The 25,758-nt window shown below is 70.8% G+C and carries 27 protein-coding genes, 4 tRNA genes and 1 riboswitch; of the genes, 20 read left to right on the top strand and 11 right to left on the bottom strand.

The features are described 5' to 3' along the window. Window positions 1-16: 16 nt before the first annotated feature. The 3 genes from EKH77_RS15005 to EKH77_RS14995 all read right to left on the bottom strand — a co-directional run bounded on the left by EKH77_RS15005 (window position 17) and on the right by EKH77_RS14995 (window position 303). Window positions 17-90: transfer RNA gene (locus tag EKH77_RS15005), tRNA-Phe, on the bottom strand. Window positions 91-115: 25 nt separating this feature from the next. Then, window positions 116-190 (bottom strand) — tRNA-Asp (locus EKH77_RS15000). 40 nt (window positions 191-230) lie between these two features. Further along, a tRNA-Glu gene (locus EKH77_RS14995) sits at window positions 231-303 on the bottom strand. A gap of 138 nt (window positions 304-441) precedes the next feature. Between EKH77_RS14995 and EKH77_RS14990 the strand changes: the two genes are divergently transcribed. The 5 genes from EKH77_RS14990 (at window position 442) to EKH77_RS14970 (ending at window position 4,969) form a co-directional block, all read left to right on the top strand. Next, entirely contained in the window at window positions 442-792 is a 351-nt protein-coding gene (locus tag EKH77_RS14990) for a metallopeptidase family protein (RefSeq protein WP_189455858.1), read from the top strand. 142 nt (window positions 793-934) lie between these two features. Next, on the top strand, window positions 935-1,444 hold the full coding sequence (locus tag EKH77_RS14985; protein WP_126914875.1) for a hypothetical protein: 510 nt from the start codon (window positions 935-937) through the stop codon (window positions 1,442-1,444). A 232-nt stretch (window positions 1,445-1,676) separates the two neighbouring features. Beyond that, entirely contained in the window at window positions 1,677-3,899 is a 2,223-nt protein-coding gene (locus EKH77_RS14980; protein WP_126914874.1) for a DEAD/DEAH box helicase, read from the top strand. A gap of 179 nt (window positions 3,900-4,078) precedes the next feature. Further along, window positions 4,079-4,151, top strand: a tRNA-Lys gene (locus EKH77_RS14975). 395 nt (window positions 4,152-4,546) lie between these two features. Continuing rightward, complete coding sequence (locus EKH77_RS14970; RefSeq protein ID WP_126914873.1) at window positions 4,547-4,969, top strand: YjbQ family protein; 423 nt, start codon at window positions 4,547-4,549, stop codon at window positions 4,967-4,969. A gap of 21 nt (window positions 4,970-4,990) precedes the next feature. On the opposite strand, the gene EKH77_RS14965 is transcribed toward EKH77_RS14970, so the two are convergent. Next, the gene (locus EKH77_RS14965; RefSeq protein ID WP_126914872.1) at window positions 4,991-5,467 is read right to left on the bottom strand and encodes a DUF5994 family protein; all 477 of its coding nucleotides are present in this window, start codon (window positions 5,465-5,467) and stop codon (window positions 4,991-4,993) included. Between the two features lie 315 nt (window positions 5,468-5,782). Here EKH77_RS14965 and EKH77_RS14960 point away from each other — a divergent pair, with 315 nt between their 5' ends. From EKH77_RS14960 to EKH77_RS14950, 3 genes are all read left to right on the top strand, one after another. Continuing rightward, window positions 5,783-6,343 carry a DUF5994 family protein gene (locus EKH77_RS14960; protein WP_126914871.1) on the top strand — a complete coding sequence of 187 codons (561 nt, stop codon included), beginning with the start codon at window positions 5,783-5,785 and terminating at the stop codon, window positions 6,341-6,343. Window positions 6,344-6,431: 88 nt separating this feature from the next. After that, window positions 6,432-6,716, top strand: coding sequence for a hypothetical protein (locus EKH77_RS14955; RefSeq protein WP_126914870.1), 285 nt, complete (start codon window positions 6,432-6,434; stop codon window positions 6,714-6,716). A 99-nt stretch (window positions 6,717-6,815) separates the two neighbouring features. Beyond that, a complete protein-coding gene (locus tag EKH77_RS14950; protein WP_126914869.1) occupies window positions 6,816-7,064 on the top strand; it encodes a hypothetical protein in 249 nt (82 codons plus the stop codon). 270 nt (window positions 7,065-7,334) lie between these two features. On the opposite strand, the gene tuf is transcribed toward EKH77_RS14950, so the two are convergent. Beyond that, entirely contained in the window at window positions 7,335-8,528 is a 1,194-nt protein-coding gene (gene tuf, locus EKH77_RS14945; RefSeq protein WP_126914868.1) for an elongation factor Tu, read from the bottom strand. Between the two features lie 396 nt (window positions 8,529-8,924). On the opposite strand from tuf, the gene EKH77_RS14940 reads away from it, so the two are divergent. The 9 genes from EKH77_RS14940 to EKH77_RS14900 all read left to right on the top strand — a co-directional run bounded on the left by EKH77_RS14940 (window position 8,925) and on the right by EKH77_RS14900 (window position 19,642). Continuing rightward, window positions 8,925-10,157 carry an MFS transporter gene (locus tag EKH77_RS14940; protein WP_126914867.1) on the top strand — a complete coding sequence of 411 codons (1,233 nt, stop codon included), beginning with the start codon at window positions 8,925-8,927 and terminating at the stop codon, window positions 10,155-10,157. 200 nt (window positions 10,158-10,357) lie between these two features. Beyond that, on the top strand, window positions 10,358-11,194 hold the full coding sequence (locus EKH77_RS14935) for a DUF6227 family protein (protein ID WP_229820759.1): 837 nt from the start codon (window positions 10,358-10,360) through the stop codon (window positions 11,192-11,194). Window positions 11,195-11,393: 199 nt separating this feature from the next. Further along, window positions 11,394-11,597 (top strand): cold-shock protein, encoded by a 204-nt coding sequence (locus EKH77_RS14930; protein WP_086571010.1) that lies wholly within the window; start codon window positions 11,394-11,396, stop codon window positions 11,595-11,597. A 206-nt stretch (window positions 11,598-11,803) separates the two neighbouring features. Next, entirely contained in the window at window positions 11,804-13,447 is a 1,644-nt protein-coding gene (locus EKH77_RS14925; RefSeq protein ID WP_126914866.1) for a DEAD/DEAH box helicase, read from the top strand. Between the two features lie 210 nt (window positions 13,448-13,657). Then, a complete protein-coding gene (locus EKH77_RS14920; protein ID WP_240667360.1) occupies window positions 13,658-14,872 on the top strand; it encodes a PP2C family protein-serine/threonine phosphatase in 1,215 nt (404 codons plus the stop codon). Window positions 14,873-15,011: 139 nt separating this feature from the next. Beyond that, window positions 15,012-15,181, top strand: a riboswitch (cyclic di-AMP (ydaO/yuaA leader). Between the two features lie 10 nt (window positions 15,182-15,191). Then, window positions 15,192-16,370 (top strand): M23 family metallopeptidase, encoded by a 1,179-nt coding sequence (locus EKH77_RS14915; RefSeq protein WP_240667359.1) that lies wholly within the window; start codon window positions 15,192-15,194, stop codon window positions 16,368-16,370. 129 nt (window positions 16,371-16,499) lie between these two features. Next, window positions 16,500-17,975 carry an MFS transporter gene (locus EKH77_RS14910; protein WP_346429057.1) on the top strand — a complete coding sequence of 492 codons (1,476 nt, stop codon included), beginning with the start codon at window positions 16,500-16,502 and terminating at the stop codon, window positions 17,973-17,975. 29 nt (window positions 17,976-18,004) lie between these two features. Next, window positions 18,005-18,958, top strand: a complete 954-nt coding sequence (locus tag EKH77_RS14905; protein WP_126914864.1) for an aldo/keto reductase — start codon at window positions 18,005-18,007, stop codon at window positions 18,956-18,958. A 78-nt stretch (window positions 18,959-19,036) separates the two neighbouring features. Further along, window positions 19,037-19,642, top strand: a complete 606-nt coding sequence (locus EKH77_RS14900) for a disulfide bond formation protein DsbA (RefSeq protein WP_126914863.1) — start codon at window positions 19,037-19,039, stop codon at window positions 19,640-19,642. Window positions 19,643-19,720: 78 nt separating this feature from the next. Here EKH77_RS14900 and EKH77_RS14895 read toward each other — a convergent pair whose 3' ends face one another. Next, on the bottom strand, window positions 19,721-20,023 hold the full coding sequence (locus EKH77_RS14895) for a hypothetical protein (protein WP_240667358.1): 303 nt from the start codon (window positions 20,021-20,023) through the stop codon (window positions 19,721-19,723). An 88-nt stretch (window positions 20,024-20,111) separates the two neighbouring features. Here EKH77_RS14895 and EKH77_RS14890 point away from each other — a divergent pair, with 88 nt between their 5' ends. Further along, complete coding sequence (locus EKH77_RS14890; RefSeq protein ID WP_240667357.1) at window positions 20,112-21,128, top strand: methyltransferase; 1,017 nt, start codon at window positions 20,112-20,114, stop codon at window positions 21,126-21,128. 12 nt (window positions 21,129-21,140) lie between these two features. Here EKH77_RS14890 and EKH77_RS14885 read toward each other — a convergent pair whose 3' ends face one another. After that, window positions 21,141-21,752 (bottom strand): DUF7691 family protein, encoded by a 612-nt coding sequence (locus EKH77_RS14885; RefSeq protein ID WP_126914861.1) that lies wholly within the window; start codon window positions 21,750-21,752, stop codon window positions 21,141-21,143. A gap of 151 nt (window positions 21,753-21,903) precedes the next feature. Between EKH77_RS14885 and EKH77_RS14880 the strand changes: the two genes are divergently transcribed. Together EKH77_RS14880 and EKH77_RS14875 are read left to right on the top strand one after the other, a co-directional pair. Further along, complete coding sequence (locus EKH77_RS14880) at window positions 21,904-22,278, top strand: DUF805 domain-containing protein (protein WP_126914860.1); 375 nt, start codon at window positions 21,904-21,906, stop codon at window positions 22,276-22,278. Between the two features lie 77 nt (window positions 22,279-22,355). After that, the gene (locus tag EKH77_RS14875) at window positions 22,356-22,763 is read left to right on the top strand and encodes a VOC family protein (protein WP_126914859.1); all 408 of its coding nucleotides are present in this window, start codon (window positions 22,356-22,358) and stop codon (window positions 22,761-22,763) included. Between the two features lies 1 nt (window position 22,764). Here the strand turns inward: EKH77_RS14875 and EKH77_RS14870 are convergent, their stop codons facing one another. The 4 genes from EKH77_RS14870 to EKH77_RS14855 form a co-directional block, all read right to left on the bottom strand. Further along, window positions 22,765-23,451, bottom strand: coding sequence for a helix-turn-helix domain-containing protein (locus tag EKH77_RS14870; protein WP_126914858.1), 687 nt, complete (start codon window positions 23,449-23,451; stop codon window positions 22,765-22,767). A 7-nt stretch (window positions 23,452-23,458) separates the two neighbouring features. Then, on the bottom strand, window positions 23,459-24,268 hold the full coding sequence (locus EKH77_RS14865; RefSeq protein ID WP_126914857.1) for a hypothetical protein: 810 nt from the start codon (window positions 24,266-24,268) through the stop codon (window positions 23,459-23,461). A 334-nt stretch (window positions 24,269-24,602) separates the two neighbouring features. Then, the gene (locus tag EKH77_RS14860; RefSeq protein ID WP_240667356.1) at window positions 24,603-24,773 is read right to left on the bottom strand and encodes a DUF397 domain-containing protein; all 171 of its coding nucleotides are present in this window, start codon (window positions 24,771-24,773) and stop codon (window positions 24,603-24,605) included. Window positions 24,774-24,814: 41 nt separating this feature from the next. Beyond that, a complete protein-coding gene (locus tag EKH77_RS14855) occupies window positions 24,815-25,660 on the bottom strand; it encodes a helix-turn-helix domain-containing protein (RefSeq protein WP_126914855.1) in 846 nt (281 codons plus the stop codon). Window positions 25,661-25,758: the final 98 nt, after the last annotated feature.

Below are 25,758 nucleotides of genomic sequence, written 5' to 3'. Positions count from 1 at the left end.
GATGGGGGCCTCACTGTGGCTGGGGCCGGGGTCGAACCGGCGACCTTCCGCTTTTCAGGCGGACGCTCGTACCAACTGAGCTACCCAGCCATGCGATCATCGAGATGATCGCAAGCGGTCCTGACGGGATTTGAACCCGCGGCCTCCACCTTGACAGGGTGGCGAGCACTCCAAACTGCTCCACAGGACCAAGCTGTATGTGCGAGACAAGTCTCGCACACAGTCATGCGTGCCCCCAACGGGATTCGAACCCGTGCTACCGCCTTGAAAGGGCGGCGTCCTGGGCCACTAGACGATGAGGGCTGATGGCCCACCTGGGCGCTTTGTCGGCGCCTCGGGGACGTGAGAAGCATATGGGATGCAGGGACCGATCGCCAAAACGGTTTGCCGGAGCCGTTCCGGGACCCCCCTCCGGAGGCCCCCGTGGCGGACAATGGCGGCGTGCTGGAGATGACGCGCGAGGAGTTCGAGGAACTGGTCGCCGAGGGCCTGGACCGGATCCCGCCGGAGCTGACGCGGCTGATGGACAACGTCGCCGTGTTCGTCGAGGACGAGCCCCCGGCCGAGGCCCCGGACCTGCTGGGGCTCTACGAGGGCACGCCGCTCACCGAGCGCGGCGAGTGGTACGCGGGGGTGCTGCCGGACCGGATCACGGTCTACCGGGGGCCGACGCTGCGGATGTGCGCCACGCGGGACGAGGTCGTGGCCGAGGTCGAGGTGACGGTCGTTCACGAAGTGGCACACCACTTCGGGATCGACGACGAGCGCCTCCACGCGCTGGGCTACGGATGAGCCCTCGGGCGGGGCGACGGGCGGGCGCCGGACGAGGCTACGGATGATCGAGGGCTGATCGCCGGGCGCCGCGCGTGTCCTGGGCGGGGCGGGGCCAGTTGGGCAGGGCGCTCGTCCCCTGTACCCGAAGGCGGTCCCATTCATGCGCGCAACGTCAGCGCACGCGGCAGCGTTCACCCGTTTCGCGGCCGCGGCTGCTCTGGCCCTGACCCTGGGCGGGTGCGTGAGCGGGTGCATGAGCGTGAGCGACCCGGGCCGCCCGGCGCCGTCGGGGACGGGCCGGCAGCGCGAGACCGGGGCCCAGCCGGACGGCGGGCTGCGGCCCCCGGCGGGCCGCGCCGGCCACGCGGACGGCAAATCGGTGAAGGGCGGGGCGAGCGGCAGCCCGTCCGCCAAGGAGGCGCGTCCCTCCGCCTCGGCGTCGGCCTCGGCCGCCCCGGAGGCCTCCGCGTCGGCGTCCCGGCAGCCGGGCAAGCCGGGGGACCGGCCCAAGCCGCCGAGCGGGCCCAATCAGGGCAGCTCCCCGGCGCAGGGGAAGCCCCCCGCGCCCACCCAGCCCGCCACGGTGCCGCCGCCCACCCAGGCCCCGCCCACGCAGCCGCCCCCCACCACGCCGCCGACCCCCGCCTCACCCCAGCCGGGGCCTTCCTGAGCGCGTCCGGCTCGGGTACTGTGGCGCAGGCCATGCGACCGCGGCTTGCGCTGCCCTGCGGTGGGTGCGTATGGTGGTAGATCGTTTGATCCCATTTGCCCGGCGCCTCGCAGAAGCGCGCCGTGTGGCGCGTTCCTTACCTTGCCGTGGCTGACCGCATCGAGGCGGTCATTTGTGAAGCCGACACGGAGCTTGGGCGCGTGCCGAAACTCCGGAAGGTTTCGCATTTCGCATGTCCATTTCCACTGACACCACCACCATGCCCGAGGCCGACGAGATGATCGTCGAGACCGTCGAGGCCCCCGTGGAGACGACCGAGGCCGCCGAGCCGGCCGAGCCGCAGATCACCTTCGGTGACCTGGGCCTGGACGAGGCGATCGTCCGCAAGCTCGCCCAGAACGGCGTCACCACGCCCTTCCCGATCCAGGCCGCGACCATCCCGGACGCCCTGGCCGGCAAGGACATCCTCGGCCGTGGCCGCACCGGCTCCGGCAAGACCCTCTCCTTCGGTCTGCCCCTGCTCACGATCCTGGCGGGCGGCCACACCGAGAAGAAGCGCCCGCGCGGTCTGATCCTCACCCCGACCCGTGAGCTGGCGATGCAGGTCGCCGACGCCCTCCAGCCGTACGGCGACGTCCTCGGCCTGAAGATGAAGGTCGTCTGCGGCGGTACGTCCATGGGCAACCAGATCTACGCCCTGGAGCGCGGCGTCGACATCCTCGTCGCCACCCCGGGCCGTCTGCGCGACATCATCGACCGCGGCGCCGCCTCGCTCGACAAGGTCCAGGTCGCCGTCCTCGACGAGGCCGACCAGATGGCCGACATGGGCTTCCTGCCCGAGGTCACCGAGATCCTCGACCAGGTGCCGACCGGCGGCCAGCGTCTGCTGTTCTCCGCGACGCTCGAGAACGAGATCGACACGCTGGTCAAGCGCTACCTGGTCGACCCGATCACCCACGAGGTCGACCCCTCCGCCGGTGCCGTCACGACCATGACCCACCACGTCCTCGTCGTGAAGCCGAAGGACAAGGCGCCGGTCACGGCCGCCATCGCCGCCCGCAAGGGCCGCACGATCATCTTCGTCCGCACCCAGATGGGCGCCGACCGCGTCGCCGAGCAGCTGCTCGACGCCGGTGTCCGCGCGGACGCGCTGCACGGCGGCATGACCCAGGGCGCCCGTACCCGCGTCCTGGAGGACTTCAAGGCCGGCCGCGTGCACGTCCTGGTCGCCACCGACGTGGCCGCCCGAGGCATCCACGTCGACGGCATCGACCTGGTCCTCAACGTCGACCCGGCCGGTGACCACAAGGACTACCTCCACCGCTCCGGCCGTACGGCCCGCGCCGGCCAGTCCGGCACGGTCGTCTCCCTGGCCCTGCCGCACCAGCGCAAGCAGATCTTCCGCCTGATGGAGGACGCGGGCGTCGACGCCTCGCGCCACATCGTCGGCGGTGCCGGCGCCTTCGACGAGGACGTCGCCAAGATCACCGGCGCCCGTTCGCTGACCGAGGTCCAGGCCGACTCGGCCGCCAACGCCGCCAAGCAGGCCGAGCGCGAGCTCCGCGACCTGAACCGTCAGCTCGAGCGCGCCCAGCGCCGTGCGACGGAGCTCCGCGAGGAGGCCGACCGCCTGGTGGCCCGCGCCGCCCGCGAGCGCGGCGAGGACCCGGAGGCCGCCGTGGCCGCCGCCGCCGAGGAGCTCAAGGCCGAGGCCGAGGCCGCCGCCAAGGCCGAGGAGGCCGCCGCCATCCCGGCGCAGGCCCCCGAGCGCCGCGACGAGCGGGGCAACTTCGAGCGCCGTGGCGGCAACTTCCGCCGCGACGACCGTGACGAGCGCGGTGGCGACCGCGGCGGCGACCGTGGTGGCTTCCGCCGCGACGACCGTCGTGAGGACCGTCCGTCGTTCCGTCGTGACGACCGCCGTGACGGCGACCGTGGCGGCTTCCGTCGTGACGACCGCCCGTCGGGTGGTTTCCGCCGCGACGACCGTGAGGGCGGCTTCCGCCGCGACGACCGCCGTGACGGCGACCGTGGTGGCTTCCGCCGCGAGGAGCGTCCGTCGTTCCGTCGTGACGACCGTCGTGACGGCGAGCGTGGCGGCGACCGTGGTGGCTTCCGTCGTGACGACCGCCCGTCGGGTGGTTTCCGCCGCGAGGACCGTGACGGTGGCTTCCGCCGTGACGACCGTCGTGACGGTGAGCGCGGTGGCGACCGTGGCGGCTTCCGTCGCGACGACCGCCCGTCCGGTGGCTTCCGCCGCGACGACCGTCCCTCCGGTGGCTACCGTTCCGCCGGCGGCGACCGTCCGTTCAACCGCGACCGTCGTGACGACCGTCCCTCCGGCGGCTTCCGCTCCGGCGGCGGCGACCGCCCCCAGGGCCGTCGTGACGACCACCGTGGCGGCAGCTCCTTCGACCGCCGCGCCGACAAGCCGCGCTGGAAGCGCAACGGCTGATCCAACGGCTGTTCCCGCTGCTGTTCCAACAGCTCGTCTCCGCAGCTGATCTGAGGGCCCGTACGGCATCACGCCGTGCGGGCCCTCGGCCGTCGGGAGCGGCTTCCGGACATTCGCGCGACGTTCGGGGCCATAACGACTCGGGCATCCACGGTCGGCCGGGCTATGCTGCGGTGTGCGGGCCGTTAGCTCAATTGGCAGAGCAGTGGACTTTTAATCCATTGGTTGTGGGTTCGAGTCCCACACGGCCTACCGCCCGATGAGGTCACCACACCGTTTGTGACCTGCATCTTCTCGCCCCGGCTGGGTTTCTCCAGCCGGGGCGAAGGCGTGGAGGTCCCCGCCGCCGCCATGGATCAAAGCAGCAGCCGCGTGACGTGGGTCACGCAGGTTGATCGGGGGCGGTCCGGCCGAGCGATCGCAGCCGCGCTGCCGTCCGGCTTCGGATCGGACTCGTAGGGCGTCCAGCCGTCCTGTAGGAGCTCCTTGGCCACCGTCGGACCGGCACCGACGCCGGCCGCGTGGGGGAGCTACGAGCCGTCAGCCGGCGGCGCGGTGTGCCTGTGGGGGATGGGCCGACCGGAATCCCCGCGGAACAACCCGTCCAGCCGTCAACGCTGCTCCCGAACAGCGGGTACTGGTGAACCATGACCGGCACCTTCACCACCCGCACTGTCGACGTGACAACCGGCTCCGCCGAGACCATGCACGACCTGACGAACGCGTGCACCGCGTTCCTCCGGGAGGTCGCTCACGGGCGGGATGGGCTGCTGAACGTCTTCACCCCGCACGCGACGTCCGGTCTGGCGGTCATCGAGACCGGCGCGGGTAGCGACAACGACCTGTTGGCGGCCCTCCGTGAGGTTCTTCCCGCGGACGACCGTTGGCGCGACCGTCACGGTGGTGCGGGCCCCGGTCGCGGTCACATGCTCCCGGCCCTGGTTCCGCCGCACGCCACGCTGCCTGTGATCGGTGGTGAGCTGGTGTTGGGGACCTCGCAGTCCGTCGTGCTGGTGACCACCGATCGGGGCGGCCCCGACCGCCAGGTCCGGCTGTCCTTCCTCGGCTGACCCGAGCCGTCGCCTCGACGTTCAGGTCCGCGGGGTGCTGCCCGTGTCGATGAGGATCTGTTCGGCCCGGGTGATGTTGCCGGCCTGTACGGATCTGGCCATCGCGGCACGTGCCGCGTCGGGCGTGGCGTCGGGCGGGACCACCAGCAGGGCGAAGTGGTCGTTCTCGCCCCGGGTGATGAGGACCGTGTCGTCGCCGACCGGGAAGGAATCGATGCGCACGACCCGGTCCTCGATGATCAGCCGGGTCGGGAGCTCTTCCCAGGCGCTCGCGTCCAGGCCGACGCGTGTGATGGGGCCGAGGTGCTCGGTCAGGGCGGTGATCAGGCCGGGAAGCTCGGCACCGATGTCGCGGGAGCGTGGCCACCACGCGCCGTCCAGGATTCCCCCGCGCTCCCCTGTCGTCTCCAGCCGCAGGAGGGCCGTCCCGGGTTTCACGGCGTCGTGGATCGCGTCCGGCAGAAGTCCGGGGAGGCGTGGGGTGTCGGAATCGGCCATGGCCTGCTCGCCTGTCTCCGAGGAATCGGCGTGTCCGTTCGTCGTCCGGGGTGCGTCGTGCGTCGCACTCACCGGGCGAGCCACCCGCCGCAATCCCACCGTACTCCGCAGGCCCATGGTGGGCTCGCCCACTCGACCGCGCACACCCGTGCTCCCGGAGATCGCCCGGTTGCGCATGGTCTGCGAACCGCCTGCCGGAGTAGGGTGGAGAAACCGGGAAAACTTCGTACACCGGCCTCCATGCGGGTGTCGTTCCCGGTGAGTCACAACGCCGGGCAGTCGACGACGGGCCCGGGGGCAGGTTCGGTTCGCATCATGGCTGTCACCACCGACCGTAGGCCCACCGACGGGCACGCCCCTTCGCCGCCCGCCCGCCTGTCCCTGACGCCAGGGACGGCGCCGGGCCTGCTGGACGGTGCCTGGTGGCCCCGCTCTCGCGACCTCTCCCGCGAGCTCCCCGCACTGGCGGAGAGGCTGGACCACTCCTGGGGGCGGGTCACCCGCGTCACGGTGAATCCGGCCTTCTGGCCCGTGATCCCGCGCAAGGTTCCCGTCGGCGGACACACCGTGCACGTGGGGTGGTTCACCAATGAGCAGGACCCGCACAAGCTCCTGCTGTTCTCCTACTCCGCGGACCGCCTGGACCTGCTGATCATCCCGCCGGAGACCGAGCCGGCCGCGGCCGCCCGGCTGATGTCCGCCGCGACCACCCCCGGAAGCCTCCTCACCGCGAGCCGGCTGATGGAGGACGAACGAGAGGCCGAGGACGCGACGCAGTCACGGGACCGCGAAGAGGAGTGGGAGACAGAGGGTGGGACCGCGCCGCCACCGGCCGGGAACCCGACCGGGCCTCCGCGCTCCGCCCAAGGGACATGAGGGCCGTGGAGACCGCTGTCACAGCCGCCACGAGCAACCGCACGGGGACCGCGGGCGACTCCGCCTCTTCTCCGGCGAGGAAGTGACCATGACGTCCGCACACACCACCCCCGTACCAGCGGAACCGGGGCCGCCGGCAGGGCGCGCCGACATCCGCATCACCGCCGCCTCCCCCGAGACCGCCCGTCGCGTCGCGGAAGTCCTCCGTCGCTGCTTCGATTCCACCGAGCAACGCAGTTATCCGGCCGGCCGCGAAGGCGGTACCCGGCTCCACCTCACTGTCGACACCACGCGTCCCGCCGAGCCCGCGCGATCCTGGCTGGCGACCAGCCGGAGCGTTGCGGCCGACGACCCGCAGGACGACGAAGCCTGACAGCCCGTGCATGCCCCTGCGCATGTCCCCGGACCGGTGGGTGCCGCGACCTTCTCATCCCGGAGGGCGAAGCTCGCGAAAGGACCGTACCGTTGGCCCATGAGCGTCTTCATCAAACTGGTGGAAAATCGCCCACCGAAGGAATACGCGAACGATCGTACGGCGGACATCTCCTACGACGACACCGTCGAGGGCAACGCCGAGATCAGTTACCAATACGACGTACTTCCCGGCGGCATCCTGAGAATCCTGCGGGTCACAAGAGGAGAGGAAGCCGTCATCCACGCGGTCTACGCCCCGGGCCTGTGGTTCCGCGTCGAGGGCCTCTGCCGCGGCACTACGGAATAGCGGCCCCTCGGGCCCTCGGGACTTTCAATCCATTGGTTGTGGGTTCGAGTCCCACACGGCCTACCGCGGAGGCCCAGGTCGGACTGTTCTGACCTGGGCCTCAAGGCTTTTCCTCGGGTGGTTTCCCGCCGCCACACCGTCGGGGTTGCGGACGGGGCCGTGGGACGGACGCTAGCGTGTCGATCGGGAACGGGGCCGCCGGTCCGGCTCCAGGGTCCTCTGGCCAGCCCTTGGCGATGTCCCGTTCCCGCCCTTTCTCCCCGTCGCCCCCTACTTGGTGATCTTGGTGACCTGGCCGGCGCCGACGGTGCGACCGCCCTCGCGGATGGTGAAGCGCAGGCTCTCCTCCATGGCGATGGGCTGGATCAGTTGGACGGACATCTCGGCGTTGTCGCCGGGCATGACCATCTCCGTGCCCTCCTTGAGGGTCACCACACCGGTCACGTCAGTCGTACGGAAGTAGAACTGCGGACGGTAGTTGTTGAAGAACGGGGTATGCCGGCCGCCCTCGTCCTTGGAGAGGATGTAGGCCGTGGCCTCGAACTCCGTGTGCGGGGTGACCGAGCCGGGCTTGATGATGCACTGGCCGCGCTCGACGTCCTCGCGCTTGATGCCGCGGAGCAGCAGGCCGACGTTCTCGCCCGCCTGGCCCTCGTCGAGGAGCTTGCGGAACATCTCGATGCCCGTGACCGTCGTGGTCGTCTTCTCCGGGTGGATGCCGATGATGTCGACGGTCTCGTTGACCTTGAGGATGCCGCGCTCGATGCGGCCGGTGACGACGGTGCCTCGACCGGTGATCGTGAAGACGTCCTCGATCGGCATCAGGAACGGCTTGTCGACGTCACGCTCGGGCTGCGGGATGTTCTCGTCGACGGCTTCCATCAGGTCCTCGACGGACTTGACCCAGGTCGGGTCGCCCTCGAGCGCCTTCAGTGCGGAGATCTTGACGACCGGGGCGTCGTCGCCCGGGAACTCGTACTCGTTGAGGAGCTCACGGACCTCGAGCTCGACGAGCTCCAGGATCTCCTCGTCGTCCACCATGTCGGCCTTGTTCAGGGCGACGACGATGTACGGAACGCCGGACTGGCGGGCCAGGAGCACGTGCTCCTTGGTCTGCGGCATCGGACCGTCGGTCGCGGCGACCACGAGGATCGCGCCGTCCATCTGGGCGGCACCGGTGATCATGTTCTTGATGTAGTCCGCGTGACCCGGGCAGTCGACGTGGGCGTAGTGACGTGCGTCCGTCTGGTACTCGACGTGCGCGATGGAGATGGTGATACCGCGTTGCCGCTCCTCGGGTGCCTTGTCGATGTCCTCGAACGGCGTGTAGGGGTTCAGGTCCGGGAACTTGTCGTGCAGCACCTTGGTGATCGCCGCGGTGAGGGTGGTCTTGCCGTGGTCGACGTGACCGATGGTGCCAATGTTGACGTGCGGCTTTGTCCGCTCGAACTTCGCCTTCGCCACTGGGAAACCTCCAGATCGCCTCAGCAGGACGAAGGAAGGCCGGCGGCCGCCGATCCCTCGCGTCCTGAAATGGTCCACATCGCGTTCGCGTGACGTTCGCGGCCCGCACGGCAGACCCTCGGATACGCGGAGCAATGCTCCCGTCACTCTATGTCGTCGCAGTGTCATGTGGCGCGCGGCGCGTCCCCGGATGGCCGAGCGCGTCCCCCGTCGTCCGCTTCCCGAGACGCGGGGCGAACAGCGCCACACGTGCGGGTGGCGACGTGGCGGGGCTGGTCCGGGTTTGACGGCTAATGCCCGGGAGGCGCTCTGGACAGTCGCCCTACTGTGTGCCGCCACCGGAAGCGGATGTGCCGGAGGTAACGCGCCATGGGACATGGGCCAGAGGCATAGGCGATGAAGCACATACGTCTGTTGCGCTGCCGATCCGTGCGGGTGCTGTGGCTGTCGATGACCCTGTCCGTGCTGGGGGACCGGCTCTACGGGCTGGCCGCGATGTGGGTCGTGTACGAGGCGACGGGCTCGTCCTCCCGGACGGGCCTGGTGGCCGCCGTCGAATCGCTCCCCTACATAGCCCTCGGCGGTGCCGGCTACCTGATGGCCCGCTTCTCCCGCTGGCGCTCCCTGGCCTGGCTGGACGCGGGCCGCGCCGCCGTCGCCCTGGCCGTGCCGCTGTTCTGGTCGCCGGACACGACCGGCTTCCTGATCACGCTGACGCTCGTCCTGCTCCTCGGCACGCTCAGCGCGGTCTTCGACCCCAACTTCGGGGCGCTCGTCCCCCAGCTGGTGCCGGTCGAGGAGCTCCCGCTGGTCAGCGGCCTGTTCGACCTCACGTCGAGAATCGCGGGGGTCGTCGGGCAGGGGAGCGTCGGAGTCCTCCTGCTGCTCGTGTCCGAGATCGAACTGTTCGCCGTCGACGGCTGCACCTTCGTCGTCTCCGCCCTGGCCCTGGGCTGGCTCGGCCGCCGCACGGCGAGCCCCGTGGGCGGGGAGCCGCCCACCGGCCCCGTGCGGGCTACGGCGGGCGTACCCGCCCGGTCCCTTCTCCACCGCCACCCGCGGATCGCGATCGCGGTGGCCGTGCACGGCGTGGCCCTGTTCACCGCGGCGGTCTCGACCGTCGGCCTGCCCCCGCTGCTCGTCTCCCGCTTCGGCCAGGGCGCCACCGGATACGGCCTGGCCCTCGCCGCCACGGCCGCCGGCGGACTCGCGGGGAACCTGCTCACCGGCCAGCTCGCCGGCCGGCCGGCCGGCAGCGGCTCCTCCGGCCCCGGCGAGTCCTGGATCCGCACGTACTGCCTCGCCTGGGCGCTGTCCGGATGCGCGCTGGCCGGGCTGGGCGTGGCGGACTCCATGGCGGTCGTGATCACCCTCTGCGTCCTCTCCGGCCTCCTCTTCCCCGTCTGCGCGGTGACCTTGCGCGCCCACCTGACCCGCTTCGCCCCGGCGGAGCGCCTCCGGCTCCTGACCGTCGACCAGACGGTCACCCGGTCGGCCGGACTGGCCGGCCTCCTCCTCCTGCCACCCGTCGTGGACGCGGCCCCCGCCGGGGCCTTCGTAGGAGCGGGCGTCCTGCTGTCGGCGGCGGGGCTGGCGGGCTGGTGGCTGGGCGGCCGTAAGGCCCCGTAAGGGGCGCGAGGAACTGCGCGACCAGCCAGAGGCGGCCCGCAGCCGAAGCGCCCGCACCCGTGGAGTGTGGCGAACGCCAGCGCGAGCGGCGTCGCGCGAGCGACTTCGCCAAAACCCCGCCCCCTGGATGTGTTCGCGCCGCTACGGTAAGTGCGCGGGGTGGGCAGTACCGGTGTGGCGAAGGTCGGGAGGCGACGGGCATGGCGCAGACGCGAGTGGGCGGGGGCGAGGGCGAGAGCGGGCGGCGCGGCGAGCCGGACGGCTCCGCCGGCTCCGAGCCGACGCCCGCCGAGCAGGTGGCGGAGCTGCTGGAACGGGCCCAGAACGGCTTCGAGATCGGCGAGCCGCTCCTGGACCGGCTGCGCACCGCGCTGATGCACCAGACCGAGCTCCGCTCGTACCGCCAGCGCAACGACGGCCGGCGCCCCCTGCGGTGCAACACCTACCGGCACGTCTTCCTCCTCGCCGACGGCAGCAGCCTCGTCCTCTACGAGCTGGAGCACGACACGGGGCCCCAGGAGCGCTACCTCTACGAGCTCTACACCGACGACGGCGCGCTCGACGCCGCCGAGCGCCGGGTGCACGACCGGATCGGCGGCGGGGGCATCGGGCCGGGGAGCGAGTCCGAGGAGCTGCCCGCCTGGCTGGCGGAGGAGCTGCTGCTCGCGATGGGCCCGACGAGGCCCCGCCGGGAGTACGTCGCCGAGGCCTCGCCCGATCACGCCCGCAGGCTGCTGCGCCGCGCGGAGAACGCGGACGGGCCGGGCGAGGTCGTTCGCGAGCTGCTCCAGGGGGCGCTCGGCCACCACATCGCGCTGATCACCAAGCCCAGGCGCCGGGGCACGGGCCGCGACGCCACCTGGTGCCGGTTCTACGAGCACGCGTTCCTGCTGGAGGGCGGCGGCGAGGTCAGCCTCTGGGAGCTGGAGCACAACATGACGGCCGACGGCCGGCTCGTGTGTGAGGTGTATCTCGATGAGGCGGAGGCCGAGGTGGCCGCCGACCGCCATGCCAGGGCGCAGGGCGTGGAGTTATAGGCGCGGCGGGCGGAGCCGGGGGTGGGGGCGGCCGACCATGATCAACACGAAACGGGACCACGTGGTATGGTTGGGCGCGTTGCAGTTGTGGTACCCATGAACTCGTGTGCGCCTGACGGTTATGTAGCCGAAGGCGCATTTTTGTTTTCGCCGGTCTATGTCCGGTCCGGGGCCCACCCGAATGATGAAGGAGACGGACATGGCTACTGGAACCGTGAAGTGGTTCAACTCGGAAAAGGGCTTCGGCTTCATTGAGCAGGACGGCGGCGGCCCCGACGTCTTCGCCCACTACTCGAACATCGCCTCCAACGGCTTCCGTGAGCTGTTCGAGGGCCAGAAGGTCTCCTTCGACGTCACGCAGGGCCAGAAGGGCCTGCAGGCCGAGAACATCGTCAACATCTGACGAACGGCCGGATTCGTCCGGCCCCGCGTGACGCGTCGACGCGTGACGCGACACCGCACGGCGAGGGCCCGCACCACTGGGTGCGGGCCTTTTGCCGCCCAGCGCAAGCGCGCCCAGGGCTCACGCAGGAACGTCCGTCCAGGGCTGCCCGCGATACGAGTCTCCCGAAACCGGGCGTGCCACCCCACTGAGGGAAGGTCCCCCGAATGACTCGTTCCGCACGCCCCGCCCGCTCCTCGGGAGCCGGCCGCTCCACCGGAGCCAACCGCCCCACGAGCGCCAACCGCTCCACGGACGCCCGTTCCCGTGGCGGACGGCAGCCCGCCCGTCGTCCCGCCGCCCCTCTCCAGGGTGAGTTCGAGACGCCGGCCGCCACGACGCCGGCCCTGCCGGCCGTCGACTCCTTCGCCGAGCTGGACATGCCCGGCGGCCTGCTCTCCACGCTGACCCGCGAGGGCGTCACCGCGCCCTTCCCGATCCAGGCGGCGACCCTCCCCAACTCGCTGGCCGGCCGTGACGTCCTCGGCCGCGGCCGCACGGGCTCCGGCAAGACCCTCGCCTTCGGCCTGGCGCTGCTCGCCCGTACGGCGGGTCGGCGCGCCGAGGCGAAGCGGCCGCTCGCGCTCGTCCTCGTCCCGACGCGGGAGCTGGCCCAGCAGGTCACCGACTCCCTCACCCCGTACGCGACCGCCGTCAACCTGCGGATGGCCACGGTCGTCGGCGGCATGTCCATCGGCCGCCAGGCCCAGACCCTCGCCCGGGGTGCCGAGGTGCTCGTCGCGACGCCGGGACGGCTCGCGGACCTCATCCAGCGCGGTGACTGCGCGCTCCGCGACGTGGCGATCACGGTCCTCGACGAGGCCGACCAGATGGCCGACATGGGCTTCCTGCCGCAGGTCACCAAGCTGCTCGAGCAGGTCGCCCCGGGCGGTCAGCGGATGCTCTTCTCCGCGACCCTGGACCGCAACGTCGACCGGCTCGTCCGCCGCTTCCTCACCGACCCGGTGACCCACTCCGTCGACGCCTCGGTGGGCGCCGTGGTGACCATGGAGCACCACCTGTTCCACGTCACCGACCAGGACAAGAAGGACGCCGTCGCGCGGGTCGCGGCCCGCGAGGGTCGCGTGATCATGTTCGTGGACACCAAGCGCGGCGCCGACCGGCTGGTGAAGAAGCTGCTGTCCGAGGGCGTCCGGGCCGCCGCGCTGCACGGCGGCAAGAGCCAGCCGCAGCGCAACCGGGTGCTGGACCAGTTCCGGACCGACCAGGTCACCGCCCTGATCGCGACGAACGTCGCCGCGCGCGGCATCCACATCGACGGGCTCGACCTCGTCGTCAACATCGACCCGCCGGTCGACCACAAGGACTACCTCCACCGCGGTGGCCGCACCGCCCGTGCGGGCGAGTCCGGCACGGTCGTCACGTTCGTCCTGCCCGAGCAGCGGCGCGAGATGAGCCGCATGATGACCACGGCGCAGATCACTCCGAACGTCATCAAGACCTACCCGAGCGACCCCGAGCTCGCGCGGATCACCGGTGCCCGCGAGCCCAGCGGCGTCCCGGTCGTCATCGCGGCGCCGGCCCCGGCCCAGCCGCAGGCCGGCCAGGGCACCAAGCCGTCGCGCTCGCGCGGTTCCCGCTCCCGCTCCCGTTCCGGCTCGGGTGCCGGCAACGGCGCCGGTTCGGGCATGGGTGCCGGCAACGGCGGCGGCCGTCCGTTCCGCGGTTTCGGCGGCAACGGCGGTGACGGCTCGCGCCGTTCGGGCGGCACCCGCCCGGGCAACGCCGCCGGTGGCGGCCGGCGCCGGAGCGGCGGCGGTGGCGGTGGCCGCCGTCCCGCCGCGTCCTGACGCGTTGAGGTTCTGAGGCCCTGAGGTTCTGAGGCCCTGAGGCCCTGAAGCCTTGAGGTCCTGAAGCCTTGAAGTCCTGACGCCGACGTCCCGAACGTCTCCCCACGCCCCCTTCACGTCCCCGAACGGCTCACCCCCGTTCGCCCGCCCGCGCGCCGGACGTGAGGGTGGTACGGAGCAAGGGACGTCGGCCGGTCAGGAGAACACACGGTGGGGAAGCGAGACGGGCCGCCGCCCGGACCGGATCCGCTCTGCGAGCCGTTCCCCGGGTGGGCGCCTGTCGTCCTGGCCCGCTGCCTCCCCGCCGCCGTGATCATCGGCGGCATCGTCTTCGACGTCCTCACGCCCCCCAAGTACTCCTCCGCCCCCTTCTTCGTCTCCGCGCCCCTCGTCGCCGCCTCGCTCCTCTCCCTGTCCGCCACCCTGCTGGCGGCGGTGGCGGCCCTGGCGGCGATCGTCACCCTCTCCCTCGCCCGGCAGGCGCCGGAGGTGGGCGAGTCGGTGACCGAGGTCGTCACCGTCGTGACCGTCGGCGCGCTCGCCGTCGGCATCAACCGCGTCGTATGCCGCGGCAATCGCCGGCTGGCGTCGGTGCGGAGCGTCGCGGAGGCAGCCCAGCGGGCCGTGCTGCCCACGCCCCCGGCCCGGATCGGCGGGCTCCGGGTGGCCGCGCGCTATGTCGCCGCGCAGGCCGACGCGAGGATCGGCGGTGATCTCTACGCGGTGCAGGACACCCCGTACGGCGTCCGCGTCATCGTCGGCGACGTCCGGGGCAAGGGGCTGGGCGCGGTGGAGGCCGTCGCGATCCTGATCGGCGCGTTCCGGGAGGCGGCGGAGCAGGAGCGCACGCTGGAGGGGCTGGCGGCGCGGCTGGAGCGCGCGCTGCAGCGGGAGGGCGCACGGCGCGCGAACGTCGATCAGGCCGAGGGGTTCACCACCGCCGTCCTGGCCGAGGTCCCCCCGGGCGCGGGCGCCCTGCGCATCGTCAACCGCGGCCATCCGCCCCCGCTGCTGCTCCATTCCGACGGCACCGTCGGCGACACCCACCCCCGGGCGCCCGCCCTGCCGCTGGGGATGGGGGATCTGGGCGTATGGCCGGACCGGGTGGAGCAGTGGGAGTTCCCGGTGGGGTCGACGCTGCTGCTGTTCACCGACGGGGTCACCGAGGCCAGGGACGCGACCGGGACGTTCTACGACCCCCGGCCGCGGCTGCGCGGCAAGCAGTTCCGCAGCCCCGACGCCCTGCTGGACTCCCTCACGGCGGACGTGGCCCGGCACGCGGGCGGGCGCACGGACGACGACATGGCCCTGCTCGCCATCCGGCGGATCGACGGCCGGCTCCGTACCGCGCCCATCACCCACAAACGTCCCCAGGTCACCGGCCGTACCGTGCGCCTGCGATCTCCTCAGGTCCATAACGACTGACGAACGCTCAGAAGTAAGCGCCTTATAAAGTGCCCCAACGCGCCTGCCCGCTTCACCCTTTCGGCTTGGATTCCAGCCGCCCTGTCTATTAACGTTCGATAACGCAGCGCGGTCGTTGCCACCGCCGCAAGGGCGGTGCCGTGCGCCTTCGCCGAATCCCGTGGGTGGAACCGGGGAACCATCATTTGGGGTGAATCGGGCCCGTACGCCGGCCCGTAGGAGACCTTCCTCCTCCGAACCCTCCCCCAGAGCCTGAACGGCCTGGGAGGGACCCCCACGCAAACCCGGTAGGCGACCAGGAAGGAAAGGAGTCGCCCCAGTGGCGTCCAACAGGTCCGACAGCTCCGAGTCCGACGGCAGTTCGTACGACCCTCCGTTCGTTCCCGCCTACATCCCCCCTTACGAACCGGAACCGGCTCACCAGGACTTCACCGCGCAGGCCGCAGGCGAGTGGGCACCCGGCGAGGACCACCCGGCGGCGCCCGTGCGCGGCAGACACCGCGTCGTCAAGCCGCGCGGCGGCACGATGGCCCGGAGCGGAGCGGTCCTCGGCGCCGGAATGATCGCGGCGGTCGGCGCGGGCGGCATGGCCAGCGCCCAGGACCGCCCGCAGGCTCCCATATCCATGCCGGACCTGACCCAGAGCATTCCGGTCGTCGGCTCGCTCATGGCCGACGGCCACGAGCAGGGCGCCCGGCGGGCCGCCGAGGCCCAGCAGGCCCCCGTCGAGACGGTACGCACCGTGCGGGACACCGCCGACGCCGGCGAGGTGCTGCGGGCCCGCATCCTCCAGCAGGCCGAGAACCAGCAGAACGCCGCCGAGGCCGAGGCACAGGCACGCGTGGCACAGGCCGCCGCGGAGCAGCACCGCAAGGCGGCGGCGGAGAAGGCCGCGGCGGAGCGCGAGGCGGCCGAGCGCGAGGCGGCGGACGCGAAGGCGGCGACGTACGAGGCAGCGCAGCGGGAGGCACGGGAGGCACGGGAGGCGGCGGGCGGGGGCGCGGCGACGGACGGTTCGGCCGGCACCCCGGAGCGGCACGCGAGCGGCTCGTCGGGTGGCTCGTCGGGTGCCGCGGAACGTTCCGCCCACCGCGCGGCCGGCGGGACCTTCACCCTCCCCGTGGCCTCCTACACCCTCACCGCCGGCTTCGGCCAGGCGGGAAACATGTGGTCCGCGAACCACACCGGCGAGGACTTCGCCGCCCCCACGGGCACCCCGGTGAAGGCTGTCGGCGGGGGCACCGTCACCCAGGCGGGGTGGGCGGGCGCGTACGGCTACCGCGTCGTGCTGACGCTCGACGACGGTACCGAGGTCTGGTACTGCCACCTGTCGTCGATGGTGGTCACGTCCGGCAAGGTCGGCACGGGCACGGTCATCGGCCGGGTCGGCGCGACCGGCAATGTCACCGGCCCGCACCTCCACCTCGAGGTACGGCCGGGCGGCGGCGCGCCGGTGGACCCGCTGTCGTGGCTGCGCGGCAGGGGCCTGGAGCCGTAGCGGGCGCATCGGAGCCATCGGCCGCCCGGTCGGCAAGCCGGGCAGGGCAATCAGGTCATAGCGCCCCCCGAACCACTCGATATCGGATATCCCGGGAATGTTCTGTGAGCGATCGGGAAATCAGATGACGTGACGACCACCGCGACGATCACCACGTCCGTGCCCGCCCGCCTGGACCGGCTGCCCTGGTCCCGGTGGCATTGGACCGTGGTGATCGGCCTCGGCACGGTCTGGGTCCTGGACGGCCTGGAGGTCACGGTCGTCGGCAATATCGCCGGCCGGCTCTCCGAGCAGGGCAGCGGTCTGCCGATCACATCCGGCGGAGTGACGGGAGTGGCGGCCGCGCTGTATGTGGCGGGAGCCTGTTCCGGTGCGCTCTTCTTCGGCCGGCTGACCGATCTCTTCGGCCGTAAAAGGCTCTTCATGGTCACGCTCGCGGTCTATCTGGCCGCGACGGCCCTGACCGCGTTCTCGTATTCGTCCTGGTGGTTCTTCACCTTCCGCTTCGTGACGGGTTTCGGCATCGGCGGTGAGTACGCGGCGATCAACTCGGCCATCGACGAGCTGATCCCGGCCGTCTATCGCGGCCGTGTCGACCTCATCATCAACGGCAGCTTCTGGCTCGGCGCCATCGCGGGTTCGTTGCTGTCGATCCTGATGCTCGACACCAGCATCTTCGCCAAGGCCGTCGGCTGGCGGCTGACCTTCGGGCTGGGCGTCGTCCTGGGGCTGGTCATCCTGCTCGTCCGCCGCCATGTGCCCGAGAGTCCGCGCTGGCTGTTCATCCACGGCAGGGCGGAGGAGGCCGAACGGCTCGTCACGTCGATCGAGAAGCGCGTCATCGCCGAGAAGGGCGTCGCCCTCCCGCCGGCCAAAGGGCGTTTCGCCATCCGTCAGCGCGAGAGCTTCGGATTCCGCGACATCGCCCGCACGGTCTTCTCCGACTACCGGCGCCGGGCCATTCTGGGGCTCGCCCTCTTCATCGGCCAGGCGTTCCTCTACAACGCGATCACCTTCGGTTTCGGCGCCATCCTCACGCGTTTCTTCGGCGTCTCCACCTCCCGCACCGGCTATTTCTTCGCGGTCATAGCGGTGGGCAACTTCCTCGGCCCGCTCTTCCTCGGGAAGCTCTTCGACACCCTGGGCCGACGCATCATGATCTCGTCGACGTACCTCCTGGCCGGGGTCCTGCTGTTCGGCACCGCCTGGCTGTTCGGCGCCGGGCATCTGAACGCCATCACGCTCACCGCCTGCTGGGCGGTGGTCCTCTTCTTCGCCTCGGCGGGTGCCAGCAGCGCGTACCTCACCGTCTCCGAGATCTTCCCGATGGAGACCCGGGCCATGGCCATCGCCTTCTTCTACGCGGTGGGCACGGCGGCGGGCGGCATCAGCGGCCCGCTCCTCTTCTCGGCCCTCACCCAGAGCGGCGTCGTCGCCGACACGGTCGTGGCCTTCTGCCTCGGCGCGGCGCTGATGTGCGTGGGCGGAGTGGTGGCCGCGTTCCTGGCGGTGCGGGCGGAGGGCCGCTCGCTGGAGGACATCGCGGCACCTCTTTCCGTCCACCCCCCTCCCGATCCCCTGCCGGCACCGGCGCCCGCGGAATAACGGGCCCGGCAGGGGAGTTGAACCATCGCATGGCTGACAACACGCATCGCAGGAATATCGGCAGTCTCTCCGTCCATCCCCTGAACCTGGGCGGCAACGTCTTCGGCTGGACGGCCGACGAGAAGCAGTCCTTCGCCGTCCTCGACGCCTACGCCGAGGCGGGCGGCAACTTCATCGACACGGCGGACGTCTACTCCGCCTGGGTGCCCGGCAACCAGGGCGGCGAGTCCGAGACCGTCATCGGGAACTGGCTCGCGGAGCGCGGCAACCGTGACGCGATCGTCGTCGCTACCAAGGTGGGCAATGGCGTGCCCGAGCACCGCGGCCTCGCCCCCGCGACGATCAAGGCCGACGTCGAGGCGTCGCTGCGCCGCCTCCGCACGGACTACATCGACCTCTACTACACCCACGTGGACGACGAGTCGGTCGCCGTCGAGGACATCATCACGACGCTGGACGGCCTGGTGAAGGAGGGCAAGGTCCGCGAGATCGCGGCCTCCAACATCTCGCCGGAGCGCCTGCGCGCGTCCCTGGAATTCTCCGACGCCGCCGGGGTGGCCAAGTACGTGGCGATCCAGCCCCACTACAACCTGGTCTCGCGCGACACCTACGAGGGCGAACTCGCCTCCGTGGCCGCCGAGCACGGCCTGGCCGCCGTCCCGTACTTCGCGCTGGCCTCGGGCTTCCTGACCGGCAAGTACCGTCCGGGGACGACGGTGGACAGCGCGCGTGCGGGCGGCGCGGCGCACTACCTGGAGACGGAGCGGGGCGCGCGCGTGCTGGCCGCCCTCGACGAGGTGGCCGCCGCCCACGACGCCGAGCTCGCGACCGTGGCCCTGGCCTGGCTCGCGGCCCAGCCGACGGTGGCGACGCCGCTGGCCAGCGCCCGTACGGTCGAGCAACTGCCGGCGCTGCTGGCGGTGGCGGACCTGAAGCTCACGGACGCGGAGCTGGCGAGGCTGACGGAGGCGTCGGCCGCTTGATCGCGGGGTGATTGGCCCATGACCACGGGCCCCGAATGGACCAGTCCGATGGGACAACGGCCGCATAGGCTCGTGGTCATGACAAACAAGGTGGACTTCTACTTCGACCCGATCTGCCCCTTCGCCTGGATCACGTCCCGCTGGATCACGGAGGTCGACCAGCACCGCGATCTCGACCTGCGCTTCCGCGTCATGAGCCTGTCGGTGCTCAACGAGGGCCGCGAGGACCTCCCCGAGCGCTACCGCCGCCTCCTGGACACCGGCTGGGGCCCGGTCCGGGTCTGCACGGCGGCGGCCCAGGAGCACGGCGAGCACGTGCTCCGGGACCTCTACACAGCGCTGGGCACCCGCATCCACAACGCCGACCGGGAGGCCACCGACGAGCTGATCCGCGAGGCCCTCGCCGAGGTCGGCCTCCCGGAGGAGCTGGCGGACGCGGCGTACACGACGAAGTACGACGAGGCGCTGCGCAAGAGCCACCACGAGGGCATGGACCCGGTGGGCGAGGAGGTGGGCACTCCTACTCTCCACGTCGACGGCGTGGCCTTCTTCGGCCCGGTGCTGACGGCGATCCCGCGGGGCGAGGACGCGGTACGGATCTTCGACGGCATCCGCCTGCTGGCCGGCTACCCGAAGTTCTTCGAACTGAAGCGCACGAGGACGGGCGAGCTGGACTTCAGCTGAGCGCGCGAAGGGGCGCGGGGAACTGCGCGCCCAGCCCCCACCGGCCAGCAGTGGCGGGGCACGCTTACAACCGGGCGCTCAGCGGCTGCGACCCCGCTCCACGGCCCAGGAGGCAAGGGCAACGGCTCCGGCGACACCGAACACGGAAGGCCAGGCCCCGACCTTCTTGGCGAGCGGGTGCGACCCGGCGAAGGCGGCGACGTAGAGCCCGCTGAGCCCGGCGGCGGCAGGCGCGCCGACGGTGTCCTTCCACTGCTTGGCGGCGAGAGCACCGGCGGCGGCGAGGGCCACTCCGCCGAGGGGCCGCTGCTTGGTCCACCGTGCGATGCCGTAACCGCCGATGAGACCACCGGCGGCGACCAGGGACGTAGGAACTGCCACAGCAACAACCTCCGTATCAAGGGATCTCGTCCTAAAGCTAACGCTGGGGGAAGAGGATTCGTCCGCCGCCCTGGGCATGAATCACCGAGTGACCAAAGACGCTCGTAAGGACGCGGCTCGAATCATCGACGAGGCCCTGGGCTTCCTCTACCCGGCGGCGCTGCGCGTGGCAGCCGCCGTGGGCGTGGCGGACCACCTGACGGACGGCCCCCGCACCCCGTCGGAGCTGGCGAAGGCGACGGGCACGGACCCCCGCAGCCTCCACCGGGTCCTGCGCCTCCTGGCCACGCGGGGCTTGTTCGAGGAGGACGGGGAGGGCCGCTTCCGCCTGACGGAGACGGGGGACGCACTACGTTCGGACGCCCCCGTGTCGGTCCGCTCGGCGGTCCTGATGATCACGGACCGCACGTTCTGGCTGCCGGCCGGCGAGATGACCAGATGCGTGGAGCAGGGCGCATCGGCCTTCGAGGACATCTTCGGCGCACCGTTCTTCGACCACTTCGAGCGGGACGCGGAGACGGCGGCGATCTTCCACGACGGCATGGCGTCCATGTCCGACGCGGAGAACCAGCCCATCGCCGACGCGTACTCGTTCCCGCCCGGGGCCACGGTGGTGGACGTGGGCGGCGGCCACGGCGGCCTCCTGCTGTCCATCCTGGGCGACCGTCCCACCCTCCAGGGCATCCTCTACGACCAGCCCCACGTCCTGGCCGGCCACCGCCTGAACACCCTGGACCTGGCAGGCCGTTGGACCACGGCCGAAGGCGACTTCTTCACCTCGGCCCCACCCGGCGACATCTACCTCCTCAAGCGCATCCTCCACGACTGGGACGACGCCCAGTCCCGCACGATCCTCCGCAACTGCCGCGAGGCCATGCGCCCGGGCGGCCGGGTCCTGGTCATCGACGCGGTGATCCCGCAGGACAACAACCCTCACCAGGGCAAGACGCTGGACCTGATGATGATGGCGTCGCTGGTGGGCCGCGAACGCACGGAGCGGGAATTCAGGGACCTGTTCGCGGAAGCGGGCCTTCACCTCTCCCGGATCATCCCGACGGGAACGGTCCTGTCGATCGTGGAGGGAGAGGCGGCGAGGGACGCATAGCGGACTGGCGGGCTAGGACCGGAACCCGATGATCCCGAACCCCGGCCGGGCCGCGGCGTGGCCCAGCCACCCGATGACGTCCATGACCGCTTCGACGACCTCGGGCTCCAGCGGCGGGGCGTGCCCCTTCCGCTTGGTCTCCTCGAACTGCTCAAGAGCCTTGGCGCACTGCTCCGGGCTCCACTCACCGCACCCCGGCGCCTCGTACGGCCGCGGCAGGGGATCGGGGAAGTCGCTGTAGCTGAACTCCTCCACGGAAACCGCCGTGATCCCGAGGGCTCGCAGCCCCTCGTCGACCACCGACAGCCAACTGCCCCGGAAGGGGCAGAAGGAGGAGTTGTCGAGGAAGGAACCGGTGAGGTCGCAGAGCCGCTTGTACGCGTATCCGTACTGGAAGGCGTGCTCGCCGTCCTCGCTGAACGGTCCGCCGTTGACGACGGCTTCCAACGCCTCGTACGCCGTGGGCGCGCCGTCCTCTATCGCGTGCGAGAACCAGTCGTCGGCGCGCGCCAGATCCTCGGCGAAGTTGCCGCGGATGACCTCCAGCAACTGCTCGTCACGCGAGCCGACCAGGGCGCGGGTCCTGGCCGGGTCCAGCAGATACACACTCAGTCCCGAACTCATGTGCCTGAACCTAGCGGTGACCACTGACAACGGGGTGCGGGGCTGACGGGACTGCGGAGAGTGTCGCAAATCCCCCACATAGTGTAGTTTTTACCTCGCCTTTACCTACAGAAACCGGGCTCTTCGGGGCCTTTTGCTTTTGGGAGACCCAGTGGACTGGTACATAGCCGTACTCAAGAAATACGCGGTGTTCAGCGGCCGGGCGCGCCGCCAGGAGTACTGGATGTTCACCCTGATCAGCACGGTCATCAGCATCGTGCTGGCCATCGCCGACGCCGTGTTCGGCACGGGCTCCCTCATCGGGACCGTGTACGTCGTGGCCGTGTTCCTCCCCTCGCTCGCCGCCACCGTCCGCCGCCTCCACGACACCGATCGTTCGGCGTGGTGGATTCTGTTCGGCCTGATCCCGGTCGTGGGCTGGATCGTCCTGCTGGTGTTCATGTGCCTCGACACCAAGCCGGAGCCCAACGAGTACGGGCCCAGCCCGAAGCACGTCCAGGCGTACCCGACGTACCCGACGTACTGAGGCCCGGGGGCCTGGCAGGGCGGGGTCGTCCGATTCCTTCAAGACCGGGCACCCGCGCCCTGCCTACTCTCCCGCACATGAGCCCGACACCGGCACCCCACTTCCACTCCATCGGCCTCGTCGTCTCCGACTTGGCAGCGTCGCTCGCCTTCTACCGACGCCTAGGGATCGAGTTCCCCGAAGGCTCGGAGGACCAGCCACACGTAGAGGCGGACCTACCGGGCGGGCTGCGCCTCCTCCTCGACCCCGAGAGCACCGTCCGCTCCTTCCACCCGACGTGGCGCCCACCGACGGGCGGCAGCGGCCGACTGGGCCTGGCCTTCCGCTGCGCGAGCCCAGAGCACGTGGACGCGACGTACGAGGACCTGATCGCGGCCGGGTACCACGGTGAGCTGAAGCCGTGGGACGCCATCTGGGGCCAGCGGTACGCCGTGGTGCACGACCCGGACGGCAACGGCGTAGACCTCTTCGCACCTCTGACGTGAGTCACCGCCGCACCAGCCCGCTCAGCGACTCTCCGGTGAACTCCCGAACGTCACGAGCCAGATGAGCCTGGTCCGCGAAGCCGGCCAGGGCGGCGGTCTCCGCGAAGGGCACGCCGGCGCGGACGAGGGCGAGAGCACGCTGCAGCCGTAGAACCCGGGCCAGCGTCTTGGGCCCGTAGCCAAAGGCGGTCAGGGCGCGGCGATGCAACTGCCGCGCGCCAAGCCCCACGGATTCGGCGGTAGCCGCGACGGACCGGCCGGCCACGAGGGATGCCACGACAGCCCGCAGGAGCGGGTCGGGAGGCGGGGCGTCGGCCGCAAGTCGCAACGCCAATTCCTCAAGGGCGACGGCAGGATCGCCCGCCGCGTCGACGCGTTCCGTGAACCGACGCACTTCGCCACGGGGCCGAAGATCGGCAAGCTTCACCCGTCGATCCCGCAGCTCATGAGCGGGCACACCAAGCAGCCCGGGAGCGGTCCCGGGAAAGAACCGGACGCCCACCCAAGGCCCCTGAGCGCCGAGGCCAGGCCGGTAAGCACGGGTATCGGGCCCGGCGACGAGAAGCCTGCCCTCGGTCCACAGCAGATCCATACACCCGTCGGGCAACACGGTGCCGCCGTCGCCGCCCCCCGAGCCCCGCGTCCACACGACGGCGCCCGGTACCCGGGACACACGCTCTGCGTACATGGGACCCCTAACGGCTGGTACGAGCCAGGGCCCGAAGCTCCGACACGTACGCGCGCACATTGACGTCCGCTGGACCGGTCGGCTCCAGGCCCGGGCCGTCGCCCCGACAACCCCGGCACAGACCACCGGGCAGCGCCTCGGGCCGCCCCGGCACGCCGCATCCGGTGCACTCCATGACACGACGGCGGGACGGCGGCGGCTCGGACGCGCTGGGGGCCTCGGGCGGCATCTTCTCGGTGAGCCTCGTACGGGTGAAGGCCCCGGGGTGGTGAACGACGCCCGGAAGCCCGGCGGCGAGAGTCCGCACGAGATCATCCGGCGCGACACCGCGCCGGAGCCATTCGTAGGCGAGCCCTTCGAGGGCGGAGCACTCGGCGGCGGAAAGACTGAGCCGCGGCTCGGTACGACCGAGGCGGACAAGGGCCTCGTAGGCGACGGAACGAGCGGGGGCTGGGGCCGAGGCCGGAGCAGAGGCATCGCCCCCCTCGCCGAGGAACGCCTCCCACCAGGCATCGTCGCGAGCGGTGCGGGAGAAGTACGAACGGGTCACCCACTGGGTACGGCCTTCGCCGCCGGTCTCCCGGATGCGCCGCAGGTGACCGGCGTCGGAGAGGTTGTTGAGGGCGGTCTGCACGGCCTGCTGCCCGTAGGCGGGGATCTCTTTGGCGAGGGTCTTGATGTCGACGGCGGCACCGTCGGGAAGCCGGTCGATGTGGGAGGCGATGGCGGCTTCACGGACAGGGAGATGCGCGAAATCATCCCGTGTACGAGGGGCTTGATCGGGCGCGGAACGCTTACCGAAGCCGGACGCGGCCATGGGGACGGGAGTAGAGTGGGCGTAAGCCACAAGATCACTGCCTTTGATCAAGGTGGACAGACCCCGGCTTTGGTGTTGGCGCACCGGCCGGGGTTGCTTGTTTGTGGCGACGCTACACGGCGACAGCGAGGCGTGGCGACTCGGTTGCGGAAAGTCATCCACGTGTGCTTAGGCGCGACTTGGGAGGGTGGGTGGGTTACACCCACCACCCATTCCTCAAAGAAAGCGCTCGAATCCCGACCCCCGAATCTCGAGCCCCGGCCACCCACCCAAACCGCCTGCACGCCGTCGACCCCGGAAACCACTCACTCCCCGAAACCCGAGCTCCGGGCGCTCAGCGGAGCTTGCCATCCCGTATCGCCGTGACCATGTGTGTCCACGCCGCGTGCGTAAGCCTGATCACGTGGCCGCTGGCGTTCAGGGAGTCGCGGACGAAGCTGCCGTCCACCGTGAAGGCAGCCTCCACGCACTCGGTCCCGTAGCCGCCACTGTATGAGGACTTCATCCAACGAAGGCCGGCTGCCCCAGGGCGTATGCCGTCTTCCATCAAAGCTCCTTGCTGGCCCGTTCGATGGTGGCCGCTGATGCTTCGGCGTCCATCGCGTGCGCACACAGGTATTCGAACGCCAACTTATAGCGTTCGAGCTCTTGTGGCTTCTCCATGAACAAGCCACCCCCGAGGATGTCCAGGTACGCGACATCGAGCGTCGGGTGAGAGCCGCCCAGGATCACGAAGCTGGTTACGGCCGGAGCGTGCGCACCCGTGGCGAAGGGAAGGATCTGTACGGTGACGTGCGGCAAGTCGGCGCAGGCTCGCAGGTGGCGAAGCTGCTCGCACATGTTGTCCTTGCCGCCGACAGCGCGTCGGATCACCGCCTCATCGATCACTGCGTGGATCAGCGGCGGGTCGGCGCGACGCAGCAACTCTTGTCGCCTCATGCGGATATCGGCCATGTGTGCCACTTCTTGCTCGCTGTAACGCACCTCTGAAGCGCGATGGACCGCCTCGGCGTACGAACGTGTCTGCAGGAGGCCGGGTACGTACATACAGGCGTAGTGGTCCTCCCGCACCACTTCGTCCTCGAGGGTCAGCATGAGGTTCATGGAGTCGGGGATCGGATCGGCCAGCGAACGCCACCAGCCTTGAATCTTGGCCCCTTTGGCCAGCTCGACGAGGGCTTTCCGCTCGTCGTCCGACGCGCTGTACTCGCGGCACAGCGCGTCCACGGTCGGCCATTTGACCGAGCCTTCCTTGGTTTCGTACCGGCTCAAGGTGGCCTTGGAGATGCCAACGAGCGCTCCGGCTTCTTCGAGCGTGAAGCCCTTGCGCTCGCGGAGGCGGCGTAGATCCGCACCCAGCTGGCGACGTCGGGTTGTTGGTCCCACTGCCATGGTCAGAGCCCTCCGTTGTAGATCGGCCCGAGCGTGCAGCGAGCATCATGCCGAGCGCAAGGGAGTGCGCCCGGGGCGCGCGCAGTTGGGAGTGCAAC

The sequence above is a fragment of the Streptomyces luteoverticillatus genome (genome assembly GCF_003970715.1).
Lineage (GTDB): Bacteria > Actinomycetota > Actinomycetes > Streptomycetales > Streptomycetaceae > Streptomyces > Streptomyces abikoensis.
Note: the sequence above shows the minus strand (reverse complement) of the source record. Positions and strands in the feature narration are given on the sequence as shown.